This window comes from Streptomyces sp. B93 (genome assembly GCF_018070565.1).
GTDB lineage: Bacteria > Actinomycetota > Actinomycetes > Streptomycetales > Streptomycetaceae > Streptomyces.
Map to the genome: position 1 here is coordinate 180190 of NZ_JAGPXL010000003.1, position 22282 is coordinate 202471.

The following is a 22282-nucleotide window of genomic DNA, read 5'->3' on the forward strand; positions in this document are numbered from 1 at the left end:
CTCCGTCGGATCGGGGGCGCGGTGCGGTGGTGCGCCGCGCCCTCTTCCCCAACGGTTGTCCCGGTTCGGCGTGTTCAGTCAGCCTTCCGGCCGCTCCCGGGTGCTCCCGGGTGGTTCGAGCCCCGCCGAACTCCCTTGCACTCGGCTGGAATTCAACGACATATGTCAATCGAACATGCTGGAATTCACTCCATCGAGGGTAACTTGCAGGGCGGGAAACGTTGTGAAGCACGCTGGAGGCGATGTCGTCGTGGGTCAGGAGGCCGCGCCGCTCACCCGGCATCTGCGGGTCCACCAGGACGGAGGTCACACCGTCCTGGAGTTCCGCGGTGAGATCGACATCGCCGCCGCGGCGGAGATCGGCCCGCACCTGGACGCGCTCACCGGACACCCGGGCTGCCGGATCGTGATCGACCTGCGGCCGGTGGAGTTCTTCGACTGCTCCGGGCTGCGGCTGCTGCACCGGGCGCGGCACCGGGTGCATGTCCACGGCGGGCGGCTGGCGCTGGTCTGCGCCCACCCGCTGACCCTGCGCATCCTGCGGATCACCGGCCTGTCCCGGCTGCTGCCGCCGCAGCCCACGCTGGAGGCGGCCCTCGGCCGGCCCGGCGCCGCCTCCGGCTCCCACTGACCCGTTTCGCCCCCTCCCGGCTCCCACAAGGGTCGTACATCCGTCAACGCCTCGGTCTGCCAAGGGAATTGGAGGGCATCCGGTCAGTAGGAAGGAGGGCCGTCGCCATGACGACTCCCATCAAGCGCCTCCCCGGGCGCCTGCCCGGCTGGGCCAAGGTACTGACCGCCGTCGCGCTGGTGCTCGCGCTGCTGTTCGCCGGTTTCCGGCTGAGCGTGGTCCCCGGCCTGAAGGACTTCTTCGGCACCGAGACCCGGGACCGCTCGGGCCCCGCGCTGCTCAAGTCCATCCAGGACATCAGCCGTTACGACGCCGCCTCCGGCAACTTCCAGGTCGTGGTGGACCTGGAGAAGGACACCAAGTTCCTGCCCGACGCGATCCGCGGCACCCGCACCCTGTACGTCGGCGCGGGCACCGTGGACGCCTATGTCGACCTCGGCGCGATCGGCGAACGGGACGTGACGGTCGACGACGACCGTACGACGGCCACCCTGCGGCTGCCGCACGCCCGGCTCGGCAAGCCCGCCCTCGACCCCGACCGCTCCTACGCCGTCTCCAAGCAGCGCGGGCTGCTCGACCGGCTCGGGGACGTCTTCTCGGACAACCCGAACAGCGAACAGGCCGTGCAGCGGCTCGCCGTACGGCACATCGGGGACGCGGCGCGGGAGAGCGAACTGACCGCGCGCGCCGAGACCAACACCACCGACATGCTCCAAGGACTGCTCGGCTCCCTCGGCTTCAAGGAGGTGCACGTCACGTACGGGAGCCCGGCACGGCCGTGATCAGCGAGAAGTCCAAGACTGGAGGACCGAATGGCCCGAGTGGCCCTGCGCTCCCTCGTACCGTCCCGGCTGCGCACCGCCGGGGGGAAGGACGGCCCTGTGCCCAAGGACGTCCCGGAGCCGGAGCCGGACCCGCCGCGCGGGCGCCGTGTCGGCGCGGTGCTGGTCCGGGTGCTGGCGACGGGGTTCGCCTTCGTGTTCATGGTGGCCTTCGCGGTCGTCCTGGCCCGGCTCACCCTTCAGCCCTCCCCCGCCTCGGAGGCGCTCACCCACAGCAACCTGCACCCGGGGCGCTCGCTGCGGGCCTACCTCGACCAGCCCGAACTGCGGGACGCCGTGAAGCAGATCGGCGGCAACCTGCTGCTCGGCGTCCCCTTCGGCGTGCTGGTGCCGGTCGTGGCGCCGCGGGCGCGCGGCCTGCTGCGGGTGCTGGCGCTCACCGCGACCGTCATGCTGCTGGTGGAGCTGGCACAGGGCTCGATGGTCACCGGGCGCGCCTTCGACATCGACGACGTCATCCTCAACACTGCCGGCGCGCTGGTGGGTTACCTGTTCATCGGGCGCAGGCTCGGGCGGGCGGTGCACGCGCGCGCGGGGAGCGGGTGACGCCGGCGGGGGGCGGAGACCTGGTCTGTACCAGAGTATTGACGCCGACTTAGCTCACCACTTAAATCAAGGCAACCCTTTCCACGTTCCACGAGCCTCTCCCCCACCACAGAGACCTTCACCCCCCACCACAGTCGGCGCACCCGCCCCCCGGGGCGCCGTACGGAAGGGAACGCCGTGAACTCCCCACGTCTGCTGCGCAGATGCCTGCTCGCCGTGCTGTCCGTCGCCCTGCTCGCCACCGGGGCGGCCGTGCCCGCGAGCGCGGAACCGGCCGCCGTACAGGCCGTGACGTTCTCCGACACCTTCGACGGGCCCGCCGGGGCGCCGGTCGACTCCTCCAAGTGGCAGATCGAGACCGGCGACAACGTCAACAACCACGAGCGGCAGTTCTACACCGCGGGCAGCAACAACGCCGCCCTGGACGGCCAGGGCCATCTGGTGATCACCGCCCGCCGCGAGAACCCGGCCAACTACCAGTGCTGGTACGGCACCTGCCAGTACACCTCGGCCCGGCTGAACACGGCCGGGAAGTTCACCGCGCAGTACGGACACGTCGAGGCCCGGATGAAGATCCCGCGCGGGCAGGGCATGTGGCCCGCGTTCTGGATGCTCGGCCACGACCTCGGGGACGTCGGCTGGCCCGCCTCCGGCGAGATCGACATCATGGAGAACGTCGGTTTCGAGCCGTCGACGGTGCACGGCACCCTGCACGGCCCCGGCTACTACGGCTCGGGCGGCATCGGCGCGGCGTACACGCTGCCGAACGGGCAGGCCTTCGCGGACGCCTTCCACACCTTCGCCGTCGACTGGGCGCCCGACTCGATCACCTGGTCCGTGGACGGCCAGGTCTACCAGCGCCGCACCCCCGCCGACCTGGGCGGCCGGACCTGGGTGTTCAACAAGCCCTTCTTCCTGATCCTCAACCTCGCGGTGGGCGGCTACTGGCCCGGCGACCCCGACGGCTCCACGGTCTTCCCGCAGCAGCTGGTCGTCGACCACGTCTCCGTGACCACCAGCGACACTGCCGAAGGGGTGGCGATCAGGGGCCTGGCCGGAAAGTGCGTCGACGTGGCCGGGGCGAACTCCGCCAACGGCACCCCCGTACAGCTCTACGACTGCAACGGCACCGCCGCCCAGCGGTGGACGGTCGGCGCGGACGGCACGCTGCGGGCGCTCGGCAAGTGCCTGGACGTCACGGAGCGGGGCACGGCGGACGGCTCCACCGTCCAGCTGTGGGACTGCACGGGCGGCACCAACCAGCGGTGGGTGGTCACCGCGGCGCGCGACATCGTCAATCCGGCGGCCGATAAGTGCCTGGACGTGACCGGCAACAACTCGGCCAACGGCACCCGCCTCCAGATCTGGACGTGCGCGGGCACGGCCAACCAGAAGTGGACGGTCGGCTGACGGCACGCCGGGCGGGTCAGCGCGGCGTCCAGGTGAACTTGTCGCCGCCCACCCAGCGCACCACGTCGGGATCGTCGAGGTCGTGGACCGTGATGCCGAACGCGGCGGCGGTCTCCAGGACGTCGGTGACGGCCCTCGCCTCACCGACGACCTCACCGTCGATCTCCACGATGCGGAACGGGGGCCTGCCCGGCTGCACACCGAGCACCAGGATCCGCGGGTGGGACATGTAGGGGCTCGCTATTTCGGTCATGTCTTAGAGCGTAGGACGCAATCGGGCAAAGCGGACCCCGTGCGGCGCGGTTCCGGCAGGCCACCGGTGGCCGGGACGCGTCGCCGGGCCGTGTTCAGGGGCGCCGCCAGGCGTCGTCGGTGAGGTGCGAACCGGCCTGCGGGCCCATCCGGAGCATGCCGCCGTCCACCGCCCAGGAGGCTCCGGTGACGTACGAGGCCCCGGGCCCGGCGAGGAACGCGATCACGGCGGCCACCTCGCGGGCGTCGCCGGGGCGGCCCAGCGGCACGCCGGGGCGGCTCTCGGCGCGCACGTCGGTGTCCTCCTCGCCGGTCATGGGCGTGGCGATCTCGCCGGGCGCGACGGCGTTGACGGTGATGCCGTGCTCGGCCAGCTCCAGCGCCATGACCTGGGTGAGCAGGCCGAGCCCGCCCTTGGCCGCGCAGTACGGGGCGGCGCCCACCCGGGGCTGGTGCTCGTGGACGGAGGTCACGTTGACGATGCGGCCCCCGTCGCCCTGCCGGATCATGTGCCGCGCCGCCCGCTGCCCGCACAGGAACGGCCCCACCAGGTCCACGTCGAGGACCTCGCGCACGGTGGCCAGGTCCAGTTCGAGGAACGGCGTCATGGTGCCCGTACCGGCGTTGTTGACCAGCACGTCCACGCGGCCGAGCCGGCCGCCCAGCTCGTCGACCACGTCGGCGGCGTCGGGCAGCCGGGTGAGGTCCAGGCGCGCCACCTCGGCCCGCCGCCCGAGCGCCCGGACCTCCTCGGCGGTCTCCTCCGCGCCCGCCCGGTCGCGGTGCCAGGTGATGCCGACGTTCATCCCCGCACTGGCCAGCCGTACGGCCGTGGCCCGGCCGATACCCGAGTCGGAACCGGTGATCACGGCCACCCTGCGGGGCGTTTCGGTGGTGGGGACGGACATGGCGGGCCTCCTCGCTGCTCGACAGGGCGTCGCAGTACCCGGGGCGGCTCCGCACAAACGGCACCGGCGCCGTCGTGCGGTCCCGGACCGGCTGGGGGACCCTGGAGAGCCCAGGGAGGAGGTGGCGATGGATCCCGTCGAGGCGCTGGAGCGCATCGCCTTCCTGCTGGAGCGGTCCCTGGCACCGACGTACCGGGTCCGCGCCTTCCGCACGGCGGCCCGGACCCTGTCGGCGCTGCCGGACGACGAGGTGCGGGAGCGGGCGGAGGCCGGGACGCTGGAGTCCCTGCGGGGTGTCGGGCCGAAGACGGCACAGGTGGCCCGGGAGGCGCTGGCCGGGTCGGTGCCGGGCTATCTCGCCAAGCTGGAGGACGAGGCAGCACAGCCGCGCGAGCGGGCCGGTGAAGGGCTGCGGGCGCTGCTGCGGGGCGACTGCCACACGCACTCGGACTGGTCGGACGGCGGCAGCCCGATCGAGGAGATGGGCCGCACCGCCGCCGCCCTCGGCCATGAGTGGACGGTGCTGACCGACCACTCGCCCCGGCTGACGGTGGCGCGCGGGCTCAGCGCGGACCGCCTGCGCGAGCAGCTGGACGTGGTCGCGGAGCTGAACGCGCGGTGGGCGCCGTTCCGGCTGCTCACCGGCATCGAGTGCGACATCCTCGACGACGGCTCGCTCGACCAGGACCCGGAGCTGCTGGACCGGCTCGATGTGGTGGTGGTGTCGGTGCACTCCAAGCTGCGCATGGACGCCGGTGCGATGACCCGGCGCATGGTGCGGGCCGTGCGCGATCCGCACGCCGATGTGCTCGGACACTGCACCGGGCGGCTGGTGACCGGGCGGGGGCGGCCCGAGTCGCGGTTCGACGCGGACGCGGTGTTCGCCGCGTGCGCCGAGTCCGGCACCGCCGTGGAGATCAACAGCCGTCCGGAACGGCTCGATCCGCCGCGCGGGCTGCTGCGCCGGGCCGTCGAGGCGGGCGTGCTGTTCTCCGTCGACACCGACGCGCACGCACCGGGCCAGCTGGACTGGCAGATCCTCGGCTGCGCCCGCGCGCAGGAGTGCGGGGTGCCCGCCGAGCGGGTGGTCACCACCTGGTCGGCGGACGAGCTGCTGGCGTGGACGCGGGAGGGCCGGGTGCCGCAGCGGGCTCGTTAGCCGCCGGTGGGGTACTCGGACCGCTGGTGAGAGGACGCGACGCGAGGAGCAAGCGCCGCGAGGAGGGAGAGCCGCATCCATGGAACGCGCCGCCGTGTTCGACGTCGACGGGACGCTGGTCGACACCAACCACCTCCATGTGACCGCCTGGTGGGAGGCCTTCCGGCAGGCCGGGCACCGGATTCCGATGCACTCGGTGCACCGGGCGGTCGGTCTGGGCTCCGGTGATCTGATCGCGCGGCTGCTCGGCGAGGACCGCGACCGTGCGCGGGACGCGGAGATCGGCGCCGCGCACAAGGTGCTGTACGGGCAGTTCTTCGACCGGCTGCCGCCGCTGCCGGACGCGGGCCGTCTGCTGCACCGGCTGCACGAGGACGGCTGGGCGGTGGTGCTGGCCACCTCGGCGGGCGGCGCGGAGCTGGCGGCGCTGCGGCGGGCGATCGACGCGGACGACGCGATCACGGCCACGGCGAGCGCCGACGACGTCACCGAGGGCAAGCCGGCGCCCGAGCCGGTGGAGCACGCCCTGGAACTGGCGGGCGCGCCCGCCGACCATTCGGTGTTCGTCGGGGACACGGTGTGGGACATGCGGGCGGGGACCCGGGCCGGGGTGCACTGCGTGGGTGTGCTGTGCGGGGGCATTCCGCGCGCCGACCTGCGGGAGGCGGGGGCCGATGTGATCTACGACGACCCCGCGCACCTGCTGGCTGCCCTGCCGGAGAGCCCGTTCGCCTAGGAATCCCAGACGAGTGATGCACGTCACCTCGGAAAGCGGCAATCGATGGAACACCGAGAGGTGGTTCGCCGTTGAACAGACCGTGGGTGCGGATGGGACAGTGTCCCCGGGCCTCACCTTTTGCCCACAGGGACGATCGTTCGGCTGAAGCCCTGTGGAGCCTTTCGCCGAGAGGCGACCGCCATCCGCGCCCACACCTGAGCCGCCCCGACCGTGATCCCCCCGTCCGGTCGGGGCTTTTTCCTGCCCGCACCGAGGTGGTCGCCGCCGCGCGGGGGTACTCGGCCGTCCCGCCGCAGGGTACGGCCGAGAGGAGCCGAAGTGAGCAGCACAGCGGGCAGCAGGGTCGTCGTCACGGGCGCCACCGGCAACGTCGGCACCAGTGTGGTGCGGCTGCTGTCGGAGGACCTCGAGGTCGGGTCGGTGCTGGGGCTGGCCCGCCGCATCCCCGACTGGGAGCCGCCGAAGACGGACTGGGCCGGGGTCGACGTGGCGTCGGAGCAGAGCGATCTCACCGCGCACTTCGAGGGCGCCGACGCGGTGATCCACCTGGCCTGGGCGTTCCAGCCCACCCATGATCCGGCCACCACCTGGCGGACCAACGTCCTGGGCGGCATGCGGGTCTTCGACGCGGTGGCCGCCGCGGGTGTGCCGGTGCTGGTGCACGCCTCCTCGGTGGGCGCGTACTCGCCGGGCCCAAAGGACCACGCGGTGGACGAGTCCTGGCCGACGCACGGCTGGCCGGACGCCGCGTACTGCCGGGAGAAGGCCTATCTGGAGCGGGCCCTGGACACCTTCGAGGGGGCCCATCCGCAGGTGCGGGTGGTGCGGATGCGGCCCGCCTTCCTCTTCAAGCGGGAGTCGGCGAGCGAGCAGCGCCGGATCTTCGGCGGGCGGTTCCTGCCGGGTCCGCTGGCCCGGCCCGAGCTGCTGCCGTTCCTGCCGGACATCCCGGGACTGCGGGTGCAGGCGCTGCACACCGACGACGCGGCCCGGGCGTATCTCGCCGCGCTGCGCTCGGAGGCGCGGGGCGCCTTCAACCTCGCCGCCGATCCGCCGGTCGACGCGGAACTGCTCGGCGAACTGCTCGGCACCCCCCGCCGGGTGCGGCTGCCGCGCTCCGCCGCCCGCTCGGCGATCGCGGCGGCGTGGGGGCTGCACCTGCTGCCCGCCTCGCCGCACCTGTTCGACGCGGTCCTGCGGCTGCCCCTGATGGACTGCGCGCGTGCGCACACCGAGCTCGGCTGGCGCCCGGAGCGCACCGCGACGGAGGTGCTGGAGGAGTTCCTCCAGGGCCTCCAGCAGGGCGCGGGCGCGCCGACGGAACCGATGCGGGGGCGGAAGGTGGGCTGAGGCCGACGGCGCGGGGTGAGCGGGGGCTGCCCGCGAGCTGCGGCCGGCTGCCGCTCGGGGCGGCCCGCGGCCGGGACAGGCCAGTCGGCCTGCGATCTGGATGCCATGCGGCGGTCGGGGCCCTCGGCCCGGGCCGAGGGGAGGTCCGGCCGAGGCGAGGTCCGTCAGGCCGGGGACTCGTCCGGGTCCGGGTGCTCCGGATGGACGGTGCTGCCGTGGGCCGCGCCCTTGCGGCCGGTGCCCGCCTCGTCCGTGTCGGGGACGTCGTCGGAGACGTCCTGGGTGGCGGGCTCGGCCTCGTCGGTGGCGGGGTCGGCCTGTTTGGGATCGACGTCCCAGTGGTCCTCGCCCGCGCCGTGCTGCTGGTCCGGCATGTCCCGGGGTACGGGATCGCCGCCGGTCTCGCCGGGTGCCTGGTGCCGGTGCATGCTTCGTCTCCCTTCGCGAGGTGCGGCGCCACGCCGCCAAGGGGCGGTGACGAACCCGCCGGGTACCTCCGCGATCAGCGGCGAAACCTCAGCTGGGCGCCCGTTCCCGCAGCGCCGCGCGCCAGGCCGGGGGCGGGCCCTCGACCGCGGGCTCGGGGCGGCGCCCGCCACGGGCGAAGAAGTCGGCCAGCGGCAGGATCGCGGCGCCGACGGTGACGGCGTCCGGCCCGAGGGTGCCCAGTTCGATGGTGACCTTCTCGGCGGGGTGCCGCAGTGCGTACGCGGTGGCATGACGGCGTACGGCGGGCAGGAACCCGGTGCCGAGCTGGAGCCCCGCCCAGCCGCCGATCAGGATGCGCTCCGGCTGGAAGAGGTTGATCAGGTCGGACAGCCCGGCGCCCAGGTACTCGGCGGTCTCCTCCAGCACGGTGAGGGCGACCGGGTCGATGTCGGGCGCCCGGTCGGGATGCGCGGCGGCCAGCATGGCGGTGAGCGCGGTCTCCTCATCGACGCCCTCCGGTGGCTGTCCCCCGCCCTCGCGCCAGCGCTCCAGCAGCGACTCCGCACCCGCGTACGCCTCCAGGCAGCCGAGCGCGCCGCAGCGGCAGCGGCGCCCCCTGACCCGTACGGTCAGGTGCCCCCACTCCACGGCCCGGCCCTGGGAGACGTCGGCGGTGACCAGGCAGGCGCCGACGCCGGAGCCGAAGAGGACCACGGCGGCGTTGCGGGCGCCGCGGCCGCCGCCGAACCACATCTCGGCCTGGCCGAGGGTCTTGGCGCCGTTGTCGATGAAGCAGGCGACCGTGTCGGGCAGCCCGGCGGCGGAGCGCAGCAGGGACTCCAGCGGCACCGCGTCCCAGCCGATGGTCTGGCCGTGCACGACGGCGCCCCGGTCCGGGGTGCGCTCGACGATGCCGGGGACGCCGATGCCGACGCCGAGCAGCTGGTCGGCGGTGATGCCCGCGGTGGCGAGCACCTCGGCGACGCCGTCGCGGATGTGGCCGACGATCACCTCGACGTCGTAGCGCTGCTTGGCGAGGGGGCGTTCGGTGCGGGCGAGTTCGGTGAGGGTCAGGTCGAACAGTTCGACGCGGACCCGGGTCTCGCCGACGTCCACGCCGATCATGTGGCCGCTGCCGGGGGCGACGCGCAGCAGGGTGCGCGGCCGGCCGCCGTCGGAGTCGACGCTCCCGGCCTCTTCGAGGAGTCCGTCGGCGATCAGGTCGGCGACCACGTTGCTGACGGAGCCGGAGCTGAGTCCGGTGGCCGGGCCCAGCTCGAAGCGGCTGAGGGGGCCGTCGAAGTAGAGCTTCTGGAGTACCGCCGTGCGGTTGGCCCGCCGCAGATCGCGTACCGTGCGCCCGTTGCGCTCCGCCATGTGGCTCCCTTCGACCCCGGCCCGTCCGCCGAACCCTGTCCCACCTGCAACCTACCGTCCCGGACAGGCCGTGCGCGATATTACTCCAACCCTTAATTCATGTGATGAGCTAAGCCGGGCGAGCGTCGGGGCGGGACACGCGACGTCCGTCAGCGGGCCCGGTCCTCGATCTCGGCCAGCGCCTTGACCAGCTCCGGGGCGACTGCGTCCCGCACCCAGCGCACCTGTTCCCCGCCGACGGCGCGCGGCACGGTCTCCGTGAGCATGATCACGTAGAGGTAGGCGCGGTACAGCGCCAGCCGGGTGGAGGCCGGGCCGTCGAACCCGGCCCGGCCTCCACCCTCCCGGTATCCGGCGAGGAAGGCCTCGTCCTCCCGGATGTCGCCGAGCAGGGCGAGGGAGACGAAGTCGGCGAGCGGGTCGCCCCAGAACATCCGCTCGCCGTCGATCAGGCCGCCGAGCCGGGGCGGCCCGGCGGAGCGGTCGACGAGGATGTTGCCGCGCCAGAGGTCGAAGTGGACCAGGCAGGCCGTGGTGACCTCGTCGAGCGCGCCGCGACCGGCCCGCAGGACGGCGGCGATCTCGTCCACGGGGCGGGGCAGCCAGGCCCGGTAGTCGCGGGCGTCGGCGAGGGCGGCGTCGAACATCGCGGTGAAGGCGGTCCCCCAGTCGGCGGCGAGCGGGCCGAGGGCGCCGGAGGGGTAGCCGAAGCCGGGTCCGGTGATCCGGTGCAGCCGGGCGACCGCGCGCCCCAGACCGGTGCGCAGGGCACCCTGTTCACCGGCGTCCAGCGCGCCGTCGTCCCAGGGGTCACCCGGGCAGGCGGTCATCAGCAGGTACTGCCGCTCGGCCGCGGCGTCGGACAGGGACACGACCCGTGGCGCCGGTACGGCCGCCCGCGCGGCTCCCCGGTAGAACTCGGCCTCGCCGAGGAGCAGGAGCCGCTCGTGGCGCATCCCGGGGACGGACGCGGCGGGCGGGACCTTCAGGACGTAGCGCGCGCCGTCCGTGAGGCGCACCTCGGTGACGGTGTTGTAGGTGCCGCCGGTGAGCGGCCGGAGCCCGGCCAGCCGGTCCGGGGCGATGCCCGCCGTCCGCAGGATCTCCTGGACGCGCCCCTCGGTGTCGACCGTCATGTGCCCCGCCCCTCCCCCGGTGTGGCTCCCCAGCCTACGGAACGGCGCCCGCGCCGAGGCCCGGAAATCCATTCGACCCTCCGAGCGCCCCCATATACCTTAAGGAAGTTGCCTAGGAACCCTAGGTTCCTGGATTCCCGTGAAGATGCCGACCGACCGGAGGCCCCCGTGAGACCGCTCACCGAGCAGGACATCCGCAACTCCTTCGTCAACTGCTCCAAGGGAGAGGCCAAGCGGCTGGCCGTCCCCCGCGATCTGGGCGAACGCCCGTGGGACGACCTGGACTTCCTGGGCTGGCGGGACCCCGGGGCGCCGGACCGCAGCTATCTGGTCGCCGAACGGGCAGACCGGATCGTCGGCGTGACCTTCCGCTTCCCACCCCCGCAGCGCGGCTTCCTGCACCGCAGCCTGTGCTCCCTGTGTCTGACGGGGCATCCGCGCGGCGGCGTCAGCCTGATGACCGCCCGCAAGGCGGGGGCCGCGGGCCGCGAGGGCAACTCGGTCGGCCTCTACATCTGCACCGACCTCGCGTGTTCCCTCTACCTCCGCGGCAAGAAGGTCCCGGAGACCGGCGCCCGCTTCGAGGAGAGCCTCACCCTGGAGGAGCAGATCGCCCGGACCACGGGCAACCTGTACGCGTTCCTGGACAGGCTCTCCGCCTGACCCGCCACCTTGCCCTGAGTTAAGGCGATACGTTCCATACGTCCTGCGACGGGGAACAGCCCAAGGGATGCGAGTGGTGAATGAGTGGCAGGAGCCCTTGGCGCGCGCGGCACGGCGGCGCCGTGATCCCGTCTTCGTGCAGGCGTTCCGTTCGACGTTCGCGGCGACGATCGCCTACGTCATCGCCCTGCGGCTGAGCCCGGAGGCCGCGCCGCTCACGGCACCGCTGACCGCGCTGCTGGTCGTCCAGGTCACCTTGTTCGCCACCCTCACCAACGGCATCCGCCGGGTGAACGCCGTGGTGGCGGGTGTCCTGGTCGCCATCGCCTTCAGCCTGCTGGTGGGGCTGACCTGGTGGAGCCTGGCGCTGCTGATCCTGGCCTCGCTCGGCGTCGGGCATCTGGTGCGGGTCGACGAGTACGTTCCCGAGGTGGCGATCAGCGCCATGCTGGTGCTCGGCGTGACCACGCACGGGGAGTACGCCTGGGCCCGCGTCCTGGAGACACTGATCGGCGCCGTCGTCGGACTCGGCACCAATGTGCTGCTGCCACCGCCCGTGTGGGTGGGTGAGGCCGGTGAGTCGATCGAGGGTCTCGCGCGGCGGCTGCGGCAGCTGATGCTGCGCATCGGCGAGCAGGCCGCCGACCGCACCCCGTTCGCGCTGGCGGCCGAACGGCTGCACGAGGCCCGCCGCCTCGACCACGACATCGTGCAGGTGGACGCCTCGCTGCGGCAGGCGGAGGACAGCCTGCGGCTCAACCCCCGGGTGCGGGAGGGGCTGCTGCACCGGGTGGTGCTGCGCACCGGACTGGACACCCTGGAGATCTGCACGGTGGTGCTGCGGGTGCTGGCCCGCACCCTCACCGACCTGGCGAAGGAACGGGAGCCGGAGCCGCTGTTCGAGCGGGAGACCGGTCCCGTGGTCCAGCAGCTGCTCTCCGAGATCGCCGACGCGGTGGTCAGCTTCGCGGTGCTGGTGACCACCCATGTCAGCGCGAACGCGGAGTCGGCCGAGGCCCGGCTCACCGCCGAACTGCACACCGCCGCGGCCACCCGCGACCGGCTGGCCCAGATGCTGCTGACCGAGGTGCGGGACGACCCCCGCCAGTGGCAGCTCTACGGCGCCGTCCTCACCGAGGTCGACCGGATCCTGGACGAGATGGACACCGAACACCGCTCGCGTCGGCTGCTGGAGGAGCTGGACCGGGTCTCCCGGGAACAGCGCGAGCGGATGCCGCGGCTGGCCCGGCTCCAGGCGTGGCTGGGACGGCTGCCGGGCCGCCGGAACCACGACGCCTCCGAACGGCGTTCTCTGTGAGGAGGCCGCCCGGGGCACGACGCGGGCGGCGGGGGCGGCGAGGGCGAGGAGAGCGCGCGGATGACGACGGGTACGGTACGGATCGACGGGAACACCCTGCGGCTGCCGGGCGGTGTGGCGGTGCGGTTCATCCGTACGCTGCGGCTGCCCGAGAAGGGTACGCACGCCCTGCCGCCCGGTCTGGGCGAGTTCCCGGTGCGCCGGGTCTCCGACTACCCGGACACCGTGCCCGAGGCGTGGCGGGCGCGGGGCGGGGTGATGCTGCCGGCGTATCTGCGCGAGGCGATGTGGCTGAGCTTCTCCGGCACCGTGGAGCCCGCCGCGCTCCAGGTCGGGGTGGGCAAGGTGTGCGCGGTCTCGGGCAAGCCGTGGAGCGACCGGCTGACCCGCCGCCCGCAGAACTACGTGGTGCTGCCCCGTCAGCCCTGGCTGGACGGCATCAACTCCGGCAAGGGGACGGTCCGGCAGTTCGTGGCGGTGCCGCTGGGCCTGGGCGCGACGGTGGAGGGCCAGGTCACGGGCGAGGAGACCTGGGGCGGCGTACAGCTCCAGTCCTTCCCGTTGAACGACACCGTGCTGGCCGAGTGGCGGGCGGCGGAGCGGCGCCGGGCGGAGACGGCGGCGCGGATGCCCCCGGCACCGGGGGGCGCGTACGGCGGGCCGATGCCGATGGCGGCGCCGGGCGGGCCCCCGGCCGCCGCGGGCGCGCCGCCGCGCGCGCGGGCCGCGGCGGCGATGGGGCTCGGTGTGGGCGGCTCGATGCGCCAGGAGGTCTACCAGGACGACCGGCCGCTGTCGGACTGGGCCGCGGCCCCGGCGGGGCGGGTGTTCGTGCATCTGGTGACGCCGCCGCAGTGGCGCCGTATCACCGGTGAGGCGCCACCGCCGTCGCCGGTGGACCGGGCCGCGTACACCGCGGCGGGGCTGCCCTGGTTCGACTACTACGACGCGGACGCCGAGGACCTCGCCCCCACCGGCCCGCTCACCTCGGTGCGGCCGGTCGGCGACTGGCTCGGCGACGACCACGAGCCGTGGCAGGAGCCGTCGCCCCACCAGGTGCGGCCACTCGGGGACGCGCCGGGCGAGCCGGTGCAGGACGGCGACTGGTAGCCGGCGCGGGCGTCAGACGTCGCCGTCCGTGCGCTGCCGGTGCAGGGCGCGCGGGCAGTTGGTGCCCGCCTGGGAGAGCAGGACGTGCACGCGTTCGGTGAGCTGGGCGATGTCGTCGGCGGGCCGGTGGAAGGGCAGTCGTACGTCGCCGTGGGCGCGGCGGCGTTCGATGCGCAGGGTGAGTCCGTGCCGGTCGACGGCGAGCGGCTGGACGCGGGTCGCGCCGAGCAGGCTGCCGGGTTCGACGAGCCGGGTGAGGCGTTCGACGGCGTCGCCGTGGCAGTCGGCGAGATGGGTGAGCAGGCGGGCCTCGGCGGTGGCGAGCGGGTCGGGGGTGGCGGCGGCGAACTCGTCGGGGTCGACGACGACGGCGCCGGACCGCTGCCGCAGCACCACCCGGGTGGCCCGGAAGACCAGATGGCCCTCGGCGACGGAGAGCCAGCCCGCGATCCACAGCCGGGCCCGGATCCGGTGGCGCACGGGGACGGGCGCCACGTCGGCGAACTCCAGGACGGCGGACGGCTCACCCCGGGGCGCGCAGAGGGCGGCCGCGAGCAGGGCGCTGTCCTCGGGCACGTGCAGCAGCACCCGCCCGTCCTCGGACACGGTGTGCGCGCCGACGAGTTCCTCGCGCACGCCCTCCGCGGCCACCGCGCACGACCACGCGGTGGCGAGCACCGAGCGGGCCCGTTCCGCCGCGCTGGGGGCGGCCGTCCAGACCTGGCTGTCACCCATCACCAATCCTCCTTAGGTAAGCCTTGCCTAACCTATCGAAGATCGGGGAGTACGCCAACCACACCCGCCGCGCCGACGTCCCCTCCCGGGCGGCTACGGCACCCAGTGCGCGGGCCGTTCCACCGTCCCCGGCAGCCGGGTGCCCGCGCTCCCCCGGGCAGCCGTGGGCTGCGGCTGGGTGATCGGCGGCCCGGAACGCCACCTCACCGATGAGTTCCGCGCGTTGTGGGGGTCTCCTCATCCAACGGAAAACAACGTCGGCTACCACTGGGAGACAAGCCGAACCGGCAGGAGCCCAACGCTTCGAGGAGACCGCCATGTGCAGCCACCAGCCCCCGTGCCCCACCGCCGAGAGCGCCCAGCACGGCGCCGCGGTCACCGTCCGCGCCCATCCCGAACAAGGCTGGAGCCTGCTGTGCAACGGCACCATCGTCTTCGACGACACCGGGGAGGTGCTGCCCGACGGACGGACCGTCGACCCGCGGCGCGTCCTCGCCGTCGCCGCCTGAGAGCGCGTCAGCCGACCTGCGCCGGGACGCCGAGACGGGCCAGCCGCTCCGGGTCGGCCACGATGTCGATCTCGGTGATCAGCCCGTCGACCACGGTGACCGCCATCAGGGAGAAGACCCGGCCGCCCGTCATCGCGACCGCCCCCACGCCGTCGTTGACACGGACCAGTACCTCGTCGTGCGACAGCTGACGGAACATCTTCGCCTGCTCGACCACCCCGGCCGCGCCCCGCACCAGCTTCGACAGCGCGGCGCCCGCGTCCGCGCGCAGCACCACGTCCGGGTGGAGCACCGCGACCAGCGCCTCGAAGTCGCCCCCGCGCGAGGCGGCGAGGAAGGCCTCCAGGACCGTCCGCTGCCGGGCGAGGTCCGGTTCCGGCGCCGGGACGGCGCCCTGCACACGACGGCGGGCACGGCTGGCGAGCTGCCGGGTGGCGGCCGGGGTGCGCTCCACGACCGGCGCGATGTCGTCGAACGGCACCGCGAACATGTCGTGCAGCACGAACGCCAGCCGCTCGGCGGGCTCCAGGGTGTCCAGGACCACCAGCAGGGCGAGTCCCACGGAGTCCGCCAGCAGGGCCTCCCGCTCGGGGTCGACGTGGTCCAGCGGGCTGACGACCGGATCGGGGACGTAGGTCTCCATGGGCTGCTCGCGGCGGGCGGCGCGGGAGCGCAGCATGTTCAGGCAGACCCGCCCGGCCACCGTGGTCAGCCAGCCGCCGAGGTTGCGCACCTCGCCGAGGTCGGCGCCGCTGTAGCGCAGCCAGGTCTCCTGCACGGCGTCGTCCGCCTCGGCCAGCGAGCCGAGCATCCGGTACGCCACCGCGCGCAGGTGCCCGCGGTACTCCTCGAAAGCGTCCGCCGTCACCAGCGCGTTCGCCATTCCCCCGTCTCCCGTCATCGGCTGAACAACTCGAAGGCCACGGCGGGCTTCCCGCCGAACCGCTCCCCCGTCGACCGCGCGAACCCGGTGAGGAAGCCGCGGACGTACGTCTCCGGGTCCTCGGTCGTCAGCGCCTCGATGTAGGCGCGGTGTTCCAGCAGCGACCGCACCGCGCGCTCCATCCCGGCCGAGGCGTCCACCGCGTGCGTCGCGTTGCTGGAACCGGCGACCGCGACCCAGCGCACGCCGTCCCACGGCTCAAGGCCCCGCTCGGTCAGCTCCGGGAAGATCCAGCGGTTGGCCGCGTCGCCCACCGCGTCCAGCGTGGCCCGGCCGACGGCGACGTGGTCGGGGGTGTTCCAGGCGACGCCGCCCCAGGTGTCCCGGTGGTTGAGGGTGATGACCAGCTCGGGCCGGTGGCGGCGGACGGCGGCGGCGATGTCACGGCGCAGCGCGACGCCGTACTCGATGACGCCGTCTTGGTGGTCGAGGAACTCCACCTCCGAGACACCGACGACGGCGGCGCTCGCCCGCTGCTCCCGCTCCCGCAGCGGTCCGCACTCGGCGGGAGCGAGGGTGTCGATGCCCGCCTCGCCCCGGGTGGCGAGCACATACGCCACCTGCCGGCCCTCGTCGGTCCACTGGGCGATGGCGGCCGAGCAGCCGTACTCCAGGTCGTCCGGGTGGGCGACCACGGCGAGGGCGCGTCGCCAGTCGTCGGGCATGGGCTCCAGCTGGGGCGGCGTCGGCTCGGTCATGCCCGCAGACTAACCGCCGGCACCGACATCACGCCTCGTCACGGGCGAGGGCGAGCAGCCGGTCCAGGACGCGGGGGCCGCCCGCGCGCACGCCGTCGTGCTCGAACTCGTCGGTCACCCAGGTGCGCAGGCCCCGCACGGCGCGGGCGGTGGTGAGGGAGTGGGCGGTGTCGACGTACATGTCGTCGTGGTAGACGGCCGCCGCGACGGGGACCTCGTTGGCGGCGAGGCGCGCGGGGTCGTAGAGCGGGGGCCAGTCGGTGCGGGCGGCGAGGAGTCCGGCGGTCTCGCGCAGGGGGCGCAGGGCCGGGTCGCAGTCGAACATCCACGGGTGGACGCTCTCGCCGGTGAACAGCAGCGGGGCGTCGCCCGCGAGGGCCTTGGCGGCGTCGAACTGCGGGAACTCGGCGCGCACCCGCTCGGCCGCCCAGTCGGTGGGCCGCTCGTCCTGGCCGTAGATCGCCTCGTGGACCAGCGCGTACAGCGGGTGCGCGGCGTACGACAGCAGGCCCTGGACCTCCTCCTGGAAGGCGTCGGAGAGGGCCGGGCCCCGGGGGGTGGGGACGAAGGCCTGTTCCAGGAGGTGGTGCAGCCGGTGGGAGCCCTCGCCGCCGCCGAGCATGATGCCGAGGGACTGGAAGGCCTCGACGGTGAGGCGGTAGCCGTTGGGGAGGACGACCTGGTGGTTCAGCAGGTGGTCGGCGATCCGGCGGGCCCGCTCGACGTCCTGCGGGTAGCGGGCGTAGTGCGCGGTGACCTTGCGTTCGATGCGCGGGTAGGCGGCCCGGTACACGTCGTCGGCGTGGGCGTCGAGGGACGGCAGGCCGCCGGTGATCAGGGCGGCGCTCAGTGCCTCGGGGGCGTGCGAGAGGTAGCTGACGGTGCAGAAGCCGCCGAAGCTCTGGCCGAGGACGGTCCAGGGGGCGCCGCCGGTGACCTCGCGGCGGATCAGCTCGCAGTCGCGGACGATGGAGTCGGCACGGAAGTGGGTGAGGTAGTCCGCCTGTTCGGCGGGGCCGCCGCGCAGGGGCAGGGTCTGGCGGTTGGCGGGGGTGGAGTGGCCGGTGCCGCGCTGGTCGAGGAGGAGGACGCGGTACTCCTTCAGGGCCCGGCCGAGCCAGGCCGGCTTCCCGACGAAACGATTCGCCCCGAAGCCGGGGCCGCCCTGGAGGTAGACCAGCCAGGGCAGGTCCTGCCCCGCCTTGTCGCTGGCGACGACCTCACGGGCGTAGACCTCGATCGTCTCCCCGGCCGGGTCGGCGTGGTCGAGGGGCACGGTGAAACGGCGGTCGGTGAGGACGACGCCGGGCTGGCGGTAGCTGTCGGTCAACGTGGCTCCCGGGACGGACGGTGTGCGGACCGCGTCCCAGTTCAGCACATGCCGGGGCCGTCGGCGGCACCGGGGATCATGAACAGCCGCTGAACGGTGGTTCAGCGGGGGGCGGACGGCGTCCTGAACGGCCATTCAGCAACCGGCGCCCGGTACCGGCCCCGGCGTACTGAACGACCGTTCAGCGGCCGGAGAGGCTGGAGCGGCGCACCACCAGTTCGGGCTGGAGCACCACCCGCCGGTGCTCGTGCCGCCCCGGACCGCCCTCCGCCTCCGTCTCCTCCAGCAGCAGCCCGGCGGCGAGCGCGCCCATGGTGACCGCGGGCTGCCGTACGGAGGTGAGCGGGACGGCCGCGGCGGCGGCGAACTCGATGTCGTCGTAGCCGACGATGGCGAGGTCGTCGGGGACGCCGACCCCGGCCGCGTACATCGCCTGCAGGACGCCGAGGGCGAGCAGGTCGTTGGCGCAGAACACGGCGGTCGGCCGGTCGGCGATGCCCAGCAGCCGGGCCCCGGCGTCGCGTCCGGCGGCCACGTCGAGCCGCTCGGTCGGCAGCTCGCGCAGCGCGTCGGGGCCGAGCCCGGCCTCGGCGAGCGCGTTCAGGGCGCCGGTGCGCCGGTCCCGCACCTGGTTCAGCTCGGGCGGGCCGCTGACGTAGGCGATGGACCGGTGCCCCGCGTCCACCAGGTGCCGTACCGCGAGCGCGCCGCCCGCCACGTCGTCGACGGAGACGGAGCACTCGGTGGCGCCCTCGGCGACCCGGTCCACCAGCACGAACGGGATGCCGTGGCGGCGGAACGCGGCGATGTTGCGGCCGGTCGCGTCGGCCGGTGTGAGCAGCACCCCGCGCACCCGCTGCTCGGCGAAGAGGGAGAGGTAGTCCGCCTCCTCGGCAGGGCTCTGGGCGCTGTTGCAGACCATCACGCCGAGTCCCGCCTCGCGCGCGGCCCGCTCGGCGCCGCGCGCCACGTCGACGAAGAAGGGGTTGCCCATGTCGAGGACGAGCAGCCCCATGATCCGGCTGCGGCCCGCGCGCAGTTGGCGCGCGGACTCGCTGCGGACGTAGCCGAGCCGGTCGATCGCGGACAGCACCCGCGCCCGGGTCTCGCTGGCGACCGTGTCCGGCCGGTTGATGACGTTCGAGACCGTTCCCACGGAGACTCCGGCGGCGCGGGCGACGTCCTTGATACCCACCGACTGGGCCATCAGGCAGGGACCTCCAAGGGAACGAGGGGCGGCGGGAAAGCCTTCACACTACCGTCCTGCCGCCCCGTTGCTGAGTGCCTCATACATGCCTCATACAGGCAGTTGGAAGTCGACGACACGCAGCGCGGAGGGCGTCGTACCAGTGGACCTCTCCTGGTACATGAAGGACAGCACTCCGTCCTGCGCGACCCGGGTCTCGTCCACCACGACCTCGCCGAAGGCGTTCAGACCGGCGCCGTCGAACAGCAGCCGCCAGTCGGTGTGCCCGGAGGCGGCGGAGGCGCCCGCGATCCGGCCGAAGGGGAGGATGGCGTAGGCGTTGTCGTAGCGGTCCAGGACCAGCTTGGTGCGCTGGCTGGAGTTGAGCGGGACCGGGATCTCCGTCTTCCGCCAGGCGCCCGAGGCGGTCTTGCGGACGTGGAAGGCGCGCCCGTTGCGGATGCGGTCTGCCACATAGTCCGTGGTGCACTGGCCGAAGCGGCCGGGGACATAGCTGATGATCGCGTGCGGGCGCCCGGCCGAGTCGGTGAACTGGCTCTCCTGGTTCATCAGGGAGTGGTCCGGGTTCAGCGGGTCGACGACCAGGCCAGGGTCGGTGACGGCGACCCGGTCCGAGCCCGTGCCGCCGGTGGTGCCGACCACCGTCCCGGCGTCGTTGCGCCAGGTCCGGCCGCGGTCGTCGGAGTGGACGTAGCCGGTGTCGTGGTTGGTGATGCCGCCGCCGGAGCACATCACGGCGCCGTTCTGCTCGCGCCAGGTGAAGAAGGCGTGCAGGCGGCCGCTCCGGTCGTAGTCGATGCCGTGCAGGTACATGTTGCGGGCGGTGCTGGAGCCGTGCTCGCTGGTGTAGGTGCCGGTGGAGCTGGTCCACTCCCCCAGCGCGGTCCACCGGGAGCCGTCGTACTCGGCGAGCGCGTTGCGGCCGTTGCCGGAGACCGCGACCCGGTAGCTGAGCTGGAGGCGGCCCTCGGGGGTGGCGACGAACTGCGGGTAGGTGAACTGGCTGGTCAGGGCGAGGCCGTCGAGGGTGGACCGCGGCGCGCCGAAGCGGCTCGCGGTCCAGCTCAGCCGCGTCGGGTCGTCCATGAGCCCGGCGACGGACTTGACGTAGGTGAAGCCGTCGCTGTGCGAGTCCATGTTGAGGTGCAGTCGGCCGTCGACGCGGGAGACGCCCATGGAGATGACGTTGTGGGAGTCGTCGTAGCGCAGCGTGTGGCCCACCCGGACGGTGGACCAGGTGCTCGCGCCGAGGGCGCGGCGGGCGACGACGGCGTTCCGGTCGGCGGTGTACCAGGCGGCGTACTGGTGGCCCCGGTAGGTCAGCAGGCCGTTCTTCTGGAAGGAGTTGTTGTTGACCAGGCCGTCGTAGGAGACGAAGTAGAGGGCCTGGGGGTCGAGGGTGGTGGTGCCCCTCCGGGTGACGGAGGGGCCCGGGTCGGCGGCACGGGCGACGGTGGACCCGAGTCCGGGCCCGGCCACGGCCCCCAGCAGGGCCGTGGCGATCACGGTACGTCTCTTCATGGCGGCGGCTCTCCGGCTCGTGGTGTGCTCGGGAAGGTGCTCAGGCCAGGTGGAAGACTTCGGTGAGAGGCTTCATCGCCTCGTCCGGGCGGGCGCCGTCCAGCGACTCGAAGAACGGCGCCATCTCGGCCTGCCAGCGGGCGTTGACGTCGGTGGCCTCCATGGCGGCCCGGGCGGCGGCGAAGTCCTCGGTCTCCAGGTAGCCGACCAGCAGGCCGTCCTCCCGCAGGAAGAGCGAGTAGTTGCGCCAGCCGGTGGCCGAGAGCGCGTCCAGCATCTCCGGCCACACGGCCGCGTGCCGCTCGCGGTACTCGTCGAGTCGGTCCGCCCGGACCTTCAGCAGGAAGCACACGCGTTGCATCAACAGCCCTCCGGCCCTCAGAAGTTGAACTGGTCGATGTTGTCGGCGTCGAACACGGTCGGCTTGCCGAGGCTGATCACACCGTCCTCGCCGATGGTGTACTCGCCCATGTCACCGGCGGTGAAGCTCTCGCCCTCCTGGCCGGTGATCTGGCCGGACGACAGCGCGACGGCCGTGCGGGCGGCCAGCTCGCCGAGCTTCGCCGGGTCCCACAGCTCGAACGCCTCGACGGTGCCGTTCTTGACGTACTTGCGCATGTCGTTGGGGGTGCCCAGGCCGGTCAGCTTGACCTTGCCCTTGTACTTGGAGCCCGACAGGTACTGGGCGGCGGCCTTGATGCCGACGGTGGTCGGGGAGATGATCCCCTTCAGGTTCGGGTACTCCTGGAGCAGGCCCTGGGTCTGCTGGAAGGACTGCTGGGCGTCGTCGTTGCCGTAGGCGACCTTGACCAGCTTCATGTCCTTGTACTTGGGGTCCTTCAGCTCCTCCTTCATGAAGTCGATCCAGGTGTTCTGGTTGGTCGCGGTCTGCGCCGCGGACAGGATCGCGATCTCGCCCTTGTAGTCGATCTGCTCGGCGAGCAGCTGCACCTCGGTGCGGCCGAGGTCCTCGGCGGACGCCTGGGAGATGAAGGCGTTGCGGCACTCGGGCTTGGTGTCCGAGTCGTAGGTGACGACCTTGATGTCGTTGCTCATGGCCTGCTTGAGGGCCGTGCACAGCGCGCCCGGGTCCTGCGCGGAGACGGCGATCGCGTCGACCTGCTGCTGGGTGAGCGTGTTGACGTAGGAGACCTGGCCGGCGGTGTCGGTGGCGCTGTTCGGGCCGACCTCCTTGTAGCTGGACCCCAGCTCCTTCAGGGCCGCCTCGCCGCCCTTGTCGGCGGTGGTGAAGTAGGGGTTGTTGACCTGCTTGGGCAGGAAGCCGACGGTCAGGCCCTTCTTCAGTTCGGCGTTCGGGTCGGCCTTCCCGGCCGCGGCGGCCGAGCCGCCCTCGTTCGCCACGTCCTCCTTGGTGGTGCCGCCGCAGGCGGTGGCCGCGAGGGCGAGCGAGGTGACGGCGGCGAGGGCCGCGACGGTGCGACGCAGGGATGACTTGCGCATGGTGTGTG

The 22282-nt window shown here is 73.1% G+C and carries 24 protein-coding genes; 11 read left to right on the plus strand and 13 right to left on the minus strand.

What is annotated here, in order from left to right; translation table 11 throughout:
- The first annotated feature begins 175 nt into the window (after positions 1 to 175).
- The 4 genes from KBY47_RS04570 (at position 176) to KBY47_RS04585 (ending at position 3429) form a co-directional block, all read left to right on the plus strand.
- Positions 176 to 631, plus strand: a complete 456-nt coding sequence (locus KBY47_RS04570) for an anti-sigma factor antagonist (RefSeq protein WP_210919580.1) — start codon at positions 176 to 178, stop codon at positions 629 to 631.
- Positions 632 to 738: 107 nt separating this feature from the next.
- Positions 739 to 1413 (plus strand): DUF4230 domain-containing protein, encoded by a 675-nt coding sequence (locus KBY47_RS04575; RefSeq protein ID WP_210919581.1) that lies wholly within the window; start codon positions 739 to 741, stop codon positions 1411 to 1413.
- Between the two features lie 30 nt (positions 1414 to 1443).
- A complete protein-coding gene (locus KBY47_RS04580) occupies positions 1444 to 2019 on the plus strand; it encodes a VanZ family protein (RefSeq protein WP_210919582.1) in 576 nt (191 codons plus the stop codon).
- Positions 2020 to 2196: 177 nt separating this feature from the next.
- On the plus strand, positions 2197 to 3429 hold the full coding sequence (locus tag KBY47_RS04585; protein ID WP_210919583.1) for a lectin: 1233 nt from the start codon (positions 2197 to 2199) through the stop codon (positions 3427 to 3429).
- A 16-nt stretch (positions 3430 to 3445) separates the two neighbouring features.
- Here the strand turns inward: KBY47_RS04585 and KBY47_RS04590 are convergent, their stop codons facing one another.
- Positions 3446 to 3682, minus strand: coding sequence for a hypothetical protein (locus tag KBY47_RS04590; protein ID WP_210919584.1), 237 nt, complete (start codon positions 3680 to 3682; stop codon positions 3446 to 3448).
- A 94-nt stretch (positions 3683 to 3776) separates the two neighbouring features.
- Entirely contained in the window at positions 3777 to 4589 is an 813-nt protein-coding gene (locus tag KBY47_RS04595) for an SDR family oxidoreductase (protein WP_210919585.1), read from the minus strand.
- Between the two features lie 127 nt (positions 4590 to 4716).
- Between KBY47_RS04595 and KBY47_RS04600 the strand changes: the two genes are divergently transcribed.
- From KBY47_RS04600 to KBY47_RS04610, 3 genes are all read left to right on the plus strand, one after another.
- Positions 4717 to 5748 carry a PHP domain-containing protein gene (locus KBY47_RS04600; RefSeq protein WP_210919586.1) on the plus strand — a complete coding sequence of 344 codons (1032 nt, stop codon included), beginning with the start codon at positions 4717 to 4719 and terminating at the stop codon, positions 5746 to 5748.
- A 79-nt stretch (positions 5749 to 5827) separates the two neighbouring features.
- Entirely contained in the window at positions 5828 to 6484 is a 657-nt protein-coding gene (locus tag KBY47_RS04605; RefSeq protein ID WP_210919587.1) for an HAD family hydrolase, read from the plus strand.
- Between the two features lie 321 nt (positions 6485 to 6805).
- A complete protein-coding gene (locus KBY47_RS04610; RefSeq protein WP_210919588.1) occupies positions 6806 to 7837 on the plus strand; it encodes an SDR family oxidoreductase in 1032 nt (343 codons plus the stop codon).
- A gap of 164 nt (positions 7838 to 8001) precedes the next feature.
- Here KBY47_RS04610 and KBY47_RS04615 read toward each other — a convergent pair whose 3' ends face one another.
- The 3 genes from KBY47_RS04615 to KBY47_RS04625 all read right to left on the minus strand — a co-directional run bounded on the left by KBY47_RS04615 (position 8002) and on the right by KBY47_RS04625 (position 10779).
- Positions 8002 to 8265 (minus strand): hypothetical protein, encoded by a 264-nt coding sequence (locus KBY47_RS04615; RefSeq protein ID WP_210919589.1) that lies wholly within the window; start codon positions 8263 to 8265, stop codon positions 8002 to 8004.
- Between the two features lie 88 nt (positions 8266 to 8353).
- Positions 8354 to 9643 (minus strand): ROK family transcriptional regulator, encoded by a 1290-nt coding sequence (locus KBY47_RS04620; protein WP_210919590.1) that lies wholly within the window; start codon positions 9641 to 9643, stop codon positions 8354 to 8356.
- 149 nt (positions 9644 to 9792) lie between these two features.
- Entirely contained in the window at positions 9793 to 10779 is a 987-nt protein-coding gene (locus tag KBY47_RS04625) for a phosphotransferase family protein (protein WP_210919591.1), read from the minus strand.
- A 168-nt stretch (positions 10780 to 10947) separates the two neighbouring features.
- Between KBY47_RS04625 and KBY47_RS04630 the strand changes: the two genes are divergently transcribed.
- The 3 genes from KBY47_RS04630 (at position 10948) to KBY47_RS04640 (ending at position 13870) form a co-directional block, all read left to right on the plus strand.
- The gene (locus KBY47_RS04630; RefSeq protein ID WP_210919592.1) at positions 10948 to 11442 is read left to right on the plus strand and encodes an FBP domain-containing protein; all 495 of its coding nucleotides are present in this window, start codon (positions 10948 to 10950) and stop codon (positions 11440 to 11442) included.
- 67 nt (positions 11443 to 11509) lie between these two features.
- Positions 11510 to 12760, plus strand: a complete 1251-nt coding sequence (locus tag KBY47_RS04635) for an aromatic acid exporter family protein (RefSeq protein ID WP_210919593.1) — start codon at positions 11510 to 11512, stop codon at positions 12758 to 12760.
- A 60-nt stretch (positions 12761 to 12820) separates the two neighbouring features.
- Positions 12821 to 13870 (plus strand): hypothetical protein, encoded by a 1050-nt coding sequence (locus KBY47_RS04640; protein WP_210919594.1) that lies wholly within the window; start codon positions 12821 to 12823, stop codon positions 13868 to 13870.
- 12 nt (positions 13871 to 13882) lie between these two features.
- Here KBY47_RS04640 and KBY47_RS04645 read toward each other — a convergent pair whose 3' ends face one another.
- Positions 13883 to 14605, minus strand: coding sequence for a DUF2470 domain-containing protein (locus tag KBY47_RS04645; protein ID WP_210919595.1), 723 nt, complete (start codon positions 14603 to 14605; stop codon positions 13883 to 13885).
- A gap of 317 nt (positions 14606 to 14922) precedes the next feature.
- On the opposite strand from KBY47_RS04645, the gene KBY47_RS04650 reads away from it, so the two are divergent.
- Entirely contained in the window at positions 14923 to 15114 is a 192-nt protein-coding gene (locus tag KBY47_RS04650; protein WP_210919596.1) for a DUF5999 family protein, read from the plus strand.
- A 7-nt stretch (positions 15115 to 15121) separates the two neighbouring features.
- Here the strand turns inward: KBY47_RS04650 and KBY47_RS04655 are convergent, their stop codons facing one another.
- The 7 genes from KBY47_RS04655 to rhaS all read right to left on the minus strand — a co-directional run bounded on the left by KBY47_RS04655 (position 15122) and on the right by rhaS (position 22274).
- Complete coding sequence (locus KBY47_RS04655; protein WP_210919597.1) at positions 15122 to 15997, minus strand: sigma-70 family RNA polymerase sigma factor; 876 nt, start codon at positions 15995 to 15997, stop codon at positions 15122 to 15124.
- A gap of 14 nt (positions 15998 to 16011) precedes the next feature.
- Complete coding sequence (locus tag KBY47_RS04660; protein WP_210919598.1) at positions 16012 to 16755, minus strand: PIG-L deacetylase family protein; 744 nt, start codon at positions 16753 to 16755, stop codon at positions 16012 to 16014.
- Between the two features lie 28 nt (positions 16756 to 16783).
- A complete protein-coding gene (locus tag KBY47_RS04665; protein WP_210919599.1) occupies positions 16784 to 18085 on the minus strand; it encodes an alpha/beta fold hydrolase in 1302 nt (433 codons plus the stop codon).
- Between the two features lie 181 nt (positions 18086 to 18266).
- Positions 18267 to 19292 carry a LacI family DNA-binding transcriptional regulator gene (locus KBY47_RS04670; protein WP_210919600.1) on the minus strand — a complete coding sequence of 342 codons (1026 nt, stop codon included), beginning with the start codon at positions 19290 to 19292 and terminating at the stop codon, positions 18267 to 18269.
- A gap of 90 nt (positions 19293 to 19382) precedes the next feature.
- The gene (locus tag KBY47_RS04675; protein WP_210919601.1) at positions 19383 to 20813 is read right to left on the minus strand and encodes a BNR repeat-containing protein; all 1431 of its coding nucleotides are present in this window, start codon (positions 20811 to 20813) and stop codon (positions 19383 to 19385) included.
- Positions 20814 to 20853: 40 nt separating this feature from the next.
- Positions 20854 to 21174: an L-rhamnose mutarotase gene (locus KBY47_RS04680; protein ID WP_210919602.1), complete on the minus strand. Its 321-nt coding sequence runs from the start codon at positions 21172 to 21174 to the stop codon at positions 20854 to 20856.
- 17 nt (positions 21175 to 21191) lie between these two features.
- The gene (rhaS, locus tag KBY47_RS04685; RefSeq protein WP_210919603.1) at positions 21192 to 22274 is read right to left on the minus strand and encodes a rhamnose ABC transporter substrate-binding protein; all 1083 of its coding nucleotides are present in this window, start codon (positions 22272 to 22274) and stop codon (positions 21192 to 21194) included.
- Between the last annotated feature and the right edge of the window lie 8 nt (positions 22275 to 22282).

Excerpts from the sequence above, each read along its gene's own strand:
- KBY47_RS04570 (WP_210919580.1), top strand. The coding sequence starts at position 176 with ATGCTGGAATTCACTCCATCGAGGGTAACTTGCAGGGCGGGAAACGTT.
- KBY47_RS04575 (WP_210919581.1), top strand. The coding sequence starts at position 739 with ATGACGACTCCCATCAAGCGCCTCCCCGGGCGCCTGCCCGGCTGGGCC.
- KBY47_RS04580 (WP_210919582.1), top strand. The coding sequence starts at position 1,444 with ATGGCCCGAGTGGCCCTGCGCTCCCTCGTACCGTCCCGGCTGCGCACC.
- KBY47_RS04590 (WP_210919584.1), bottom strand. The coding sequence starts at position 3,682 with ATGACCGAAATAGCGAGCCCCTACATGTCCCACCCGCGGATCCTGGTG.
- KBY47_RS04595 (WP_210919585.1), bottom strand. The coding sequence starts at position 4,589 with ATGTCCGTCCCCACCACCGAAACGCCCCGCAGGGTGGCCGTGATCACC.
- KBY47_RS04600 (WP_210919586.1), top strand. The coding sequence starts at position 4,717 with ATGGATCCCGTCGAGGCGCTGGAGCGCATCGCCTTCCTGCTGGAGCGG.
- KBY47_RS04605 (WP_210919587.1), top strand. The coding sequence starts at position 5,828 with ATGGAACGCGCCGCCGTGTTCGACGTCGACGGGACGCTGGTCGACACC.
- KBY47_RS04615 (WP_210919589.1), bottom strand. The coding sequence starts at position 8,265 with ATGCACCGGCACCAGGCACCCGGCGAGACCGGCGGCGATCCCGTACCC.
- KBY47_RS04620 (WP_210919590.1), bottom strand. The coding sequence starts at position 9,643 with ATGGCGGAGCGCAACGGGCGCACGGTACGCGATCTGCGGCGGGCCAAC.
- KBY47_RS04625 (WP_210919591.1), bottom strand. The coding sequence starts at position 10,779 with ATGACGGTCGACACCGAGGGGCGCGTCCAGGAGATCCTGCGGACGGCG.
- KBY47_RS04635 (WP_210919593.1), top strand. The coding sequence starts at position 11,510 with ATGCGAGTGGTGAATGAGTGGCAGGAGCCCTTGGCGCGCGCGGCACGG.
- KBY47_RS04640 (WP_210919594.1), top strand. The coding sequence starts at position 12,821 with ATGACGACGGGTACGGTACGGATCGACGGGAACACCCTGCGGCTGCCG.
- KBY47_RS04645 (WP_210919595.1), bottom strand. The coding sequence starts at position 14,605 with ATGGGTGACAGCCAGGTCTGGACGGCCGCCCCCAGCGCGGCGGAACGG.
- KBY47_RS04650 (WP_210919596.1), top strand. The coding sequence starts at position 14,923 with ATGTGCAGCCACCAGCCCCCGTGCCCCACCGCCGAGAGCGCCCAGCAC.
- KBY47_RS04655 (WP_210919597.1), bottom strand. The coding sequence starts at position 15,997 with ATGGCGAACGCGCTGGTGACGGCGGACGCTTTCGAGGAGTACCGCGGG.
- KBY47_RS04660 (WP_210919598.1), bottom strand. The coding sequence starts at position 16,755 with ATGACCGAGCCGACGCCGCCCCAGCTGGAGCCCATGCCCGACGACTGG.
- KBY47_RS04670 (WP_210919600.1), bottom strand. The coding sequence starts at position 19,292 with ATGGCCCAGTCGGTGGGTATCAAGGACGTCGCCCGCGCCGCCGGAGTC.
- KBY47_RS04675 (WP_210919601.1), bottom strand. The coding sequence starts at position 20,813 with ATGAAGAGACGTACCGTGATCGCCACGGCCCTGCTGGGGGCCGTGGCC.
- KBY47_RS04680 (WP_210919602.1), bottom strand. The coding sequence starts at position 21,174 with ATGCAACGCGTGTGCTTCCTGCTGAAGGTCCGGGCGGACCGACTCGAC.
- rhaS (WP_210919603.1), bottom strand. The coding sequence starts at position 22,274 with ATGCGCAAGTCATCCCTGCGTCGCACCGTCGCGGCCCTCGCCGCCGTC.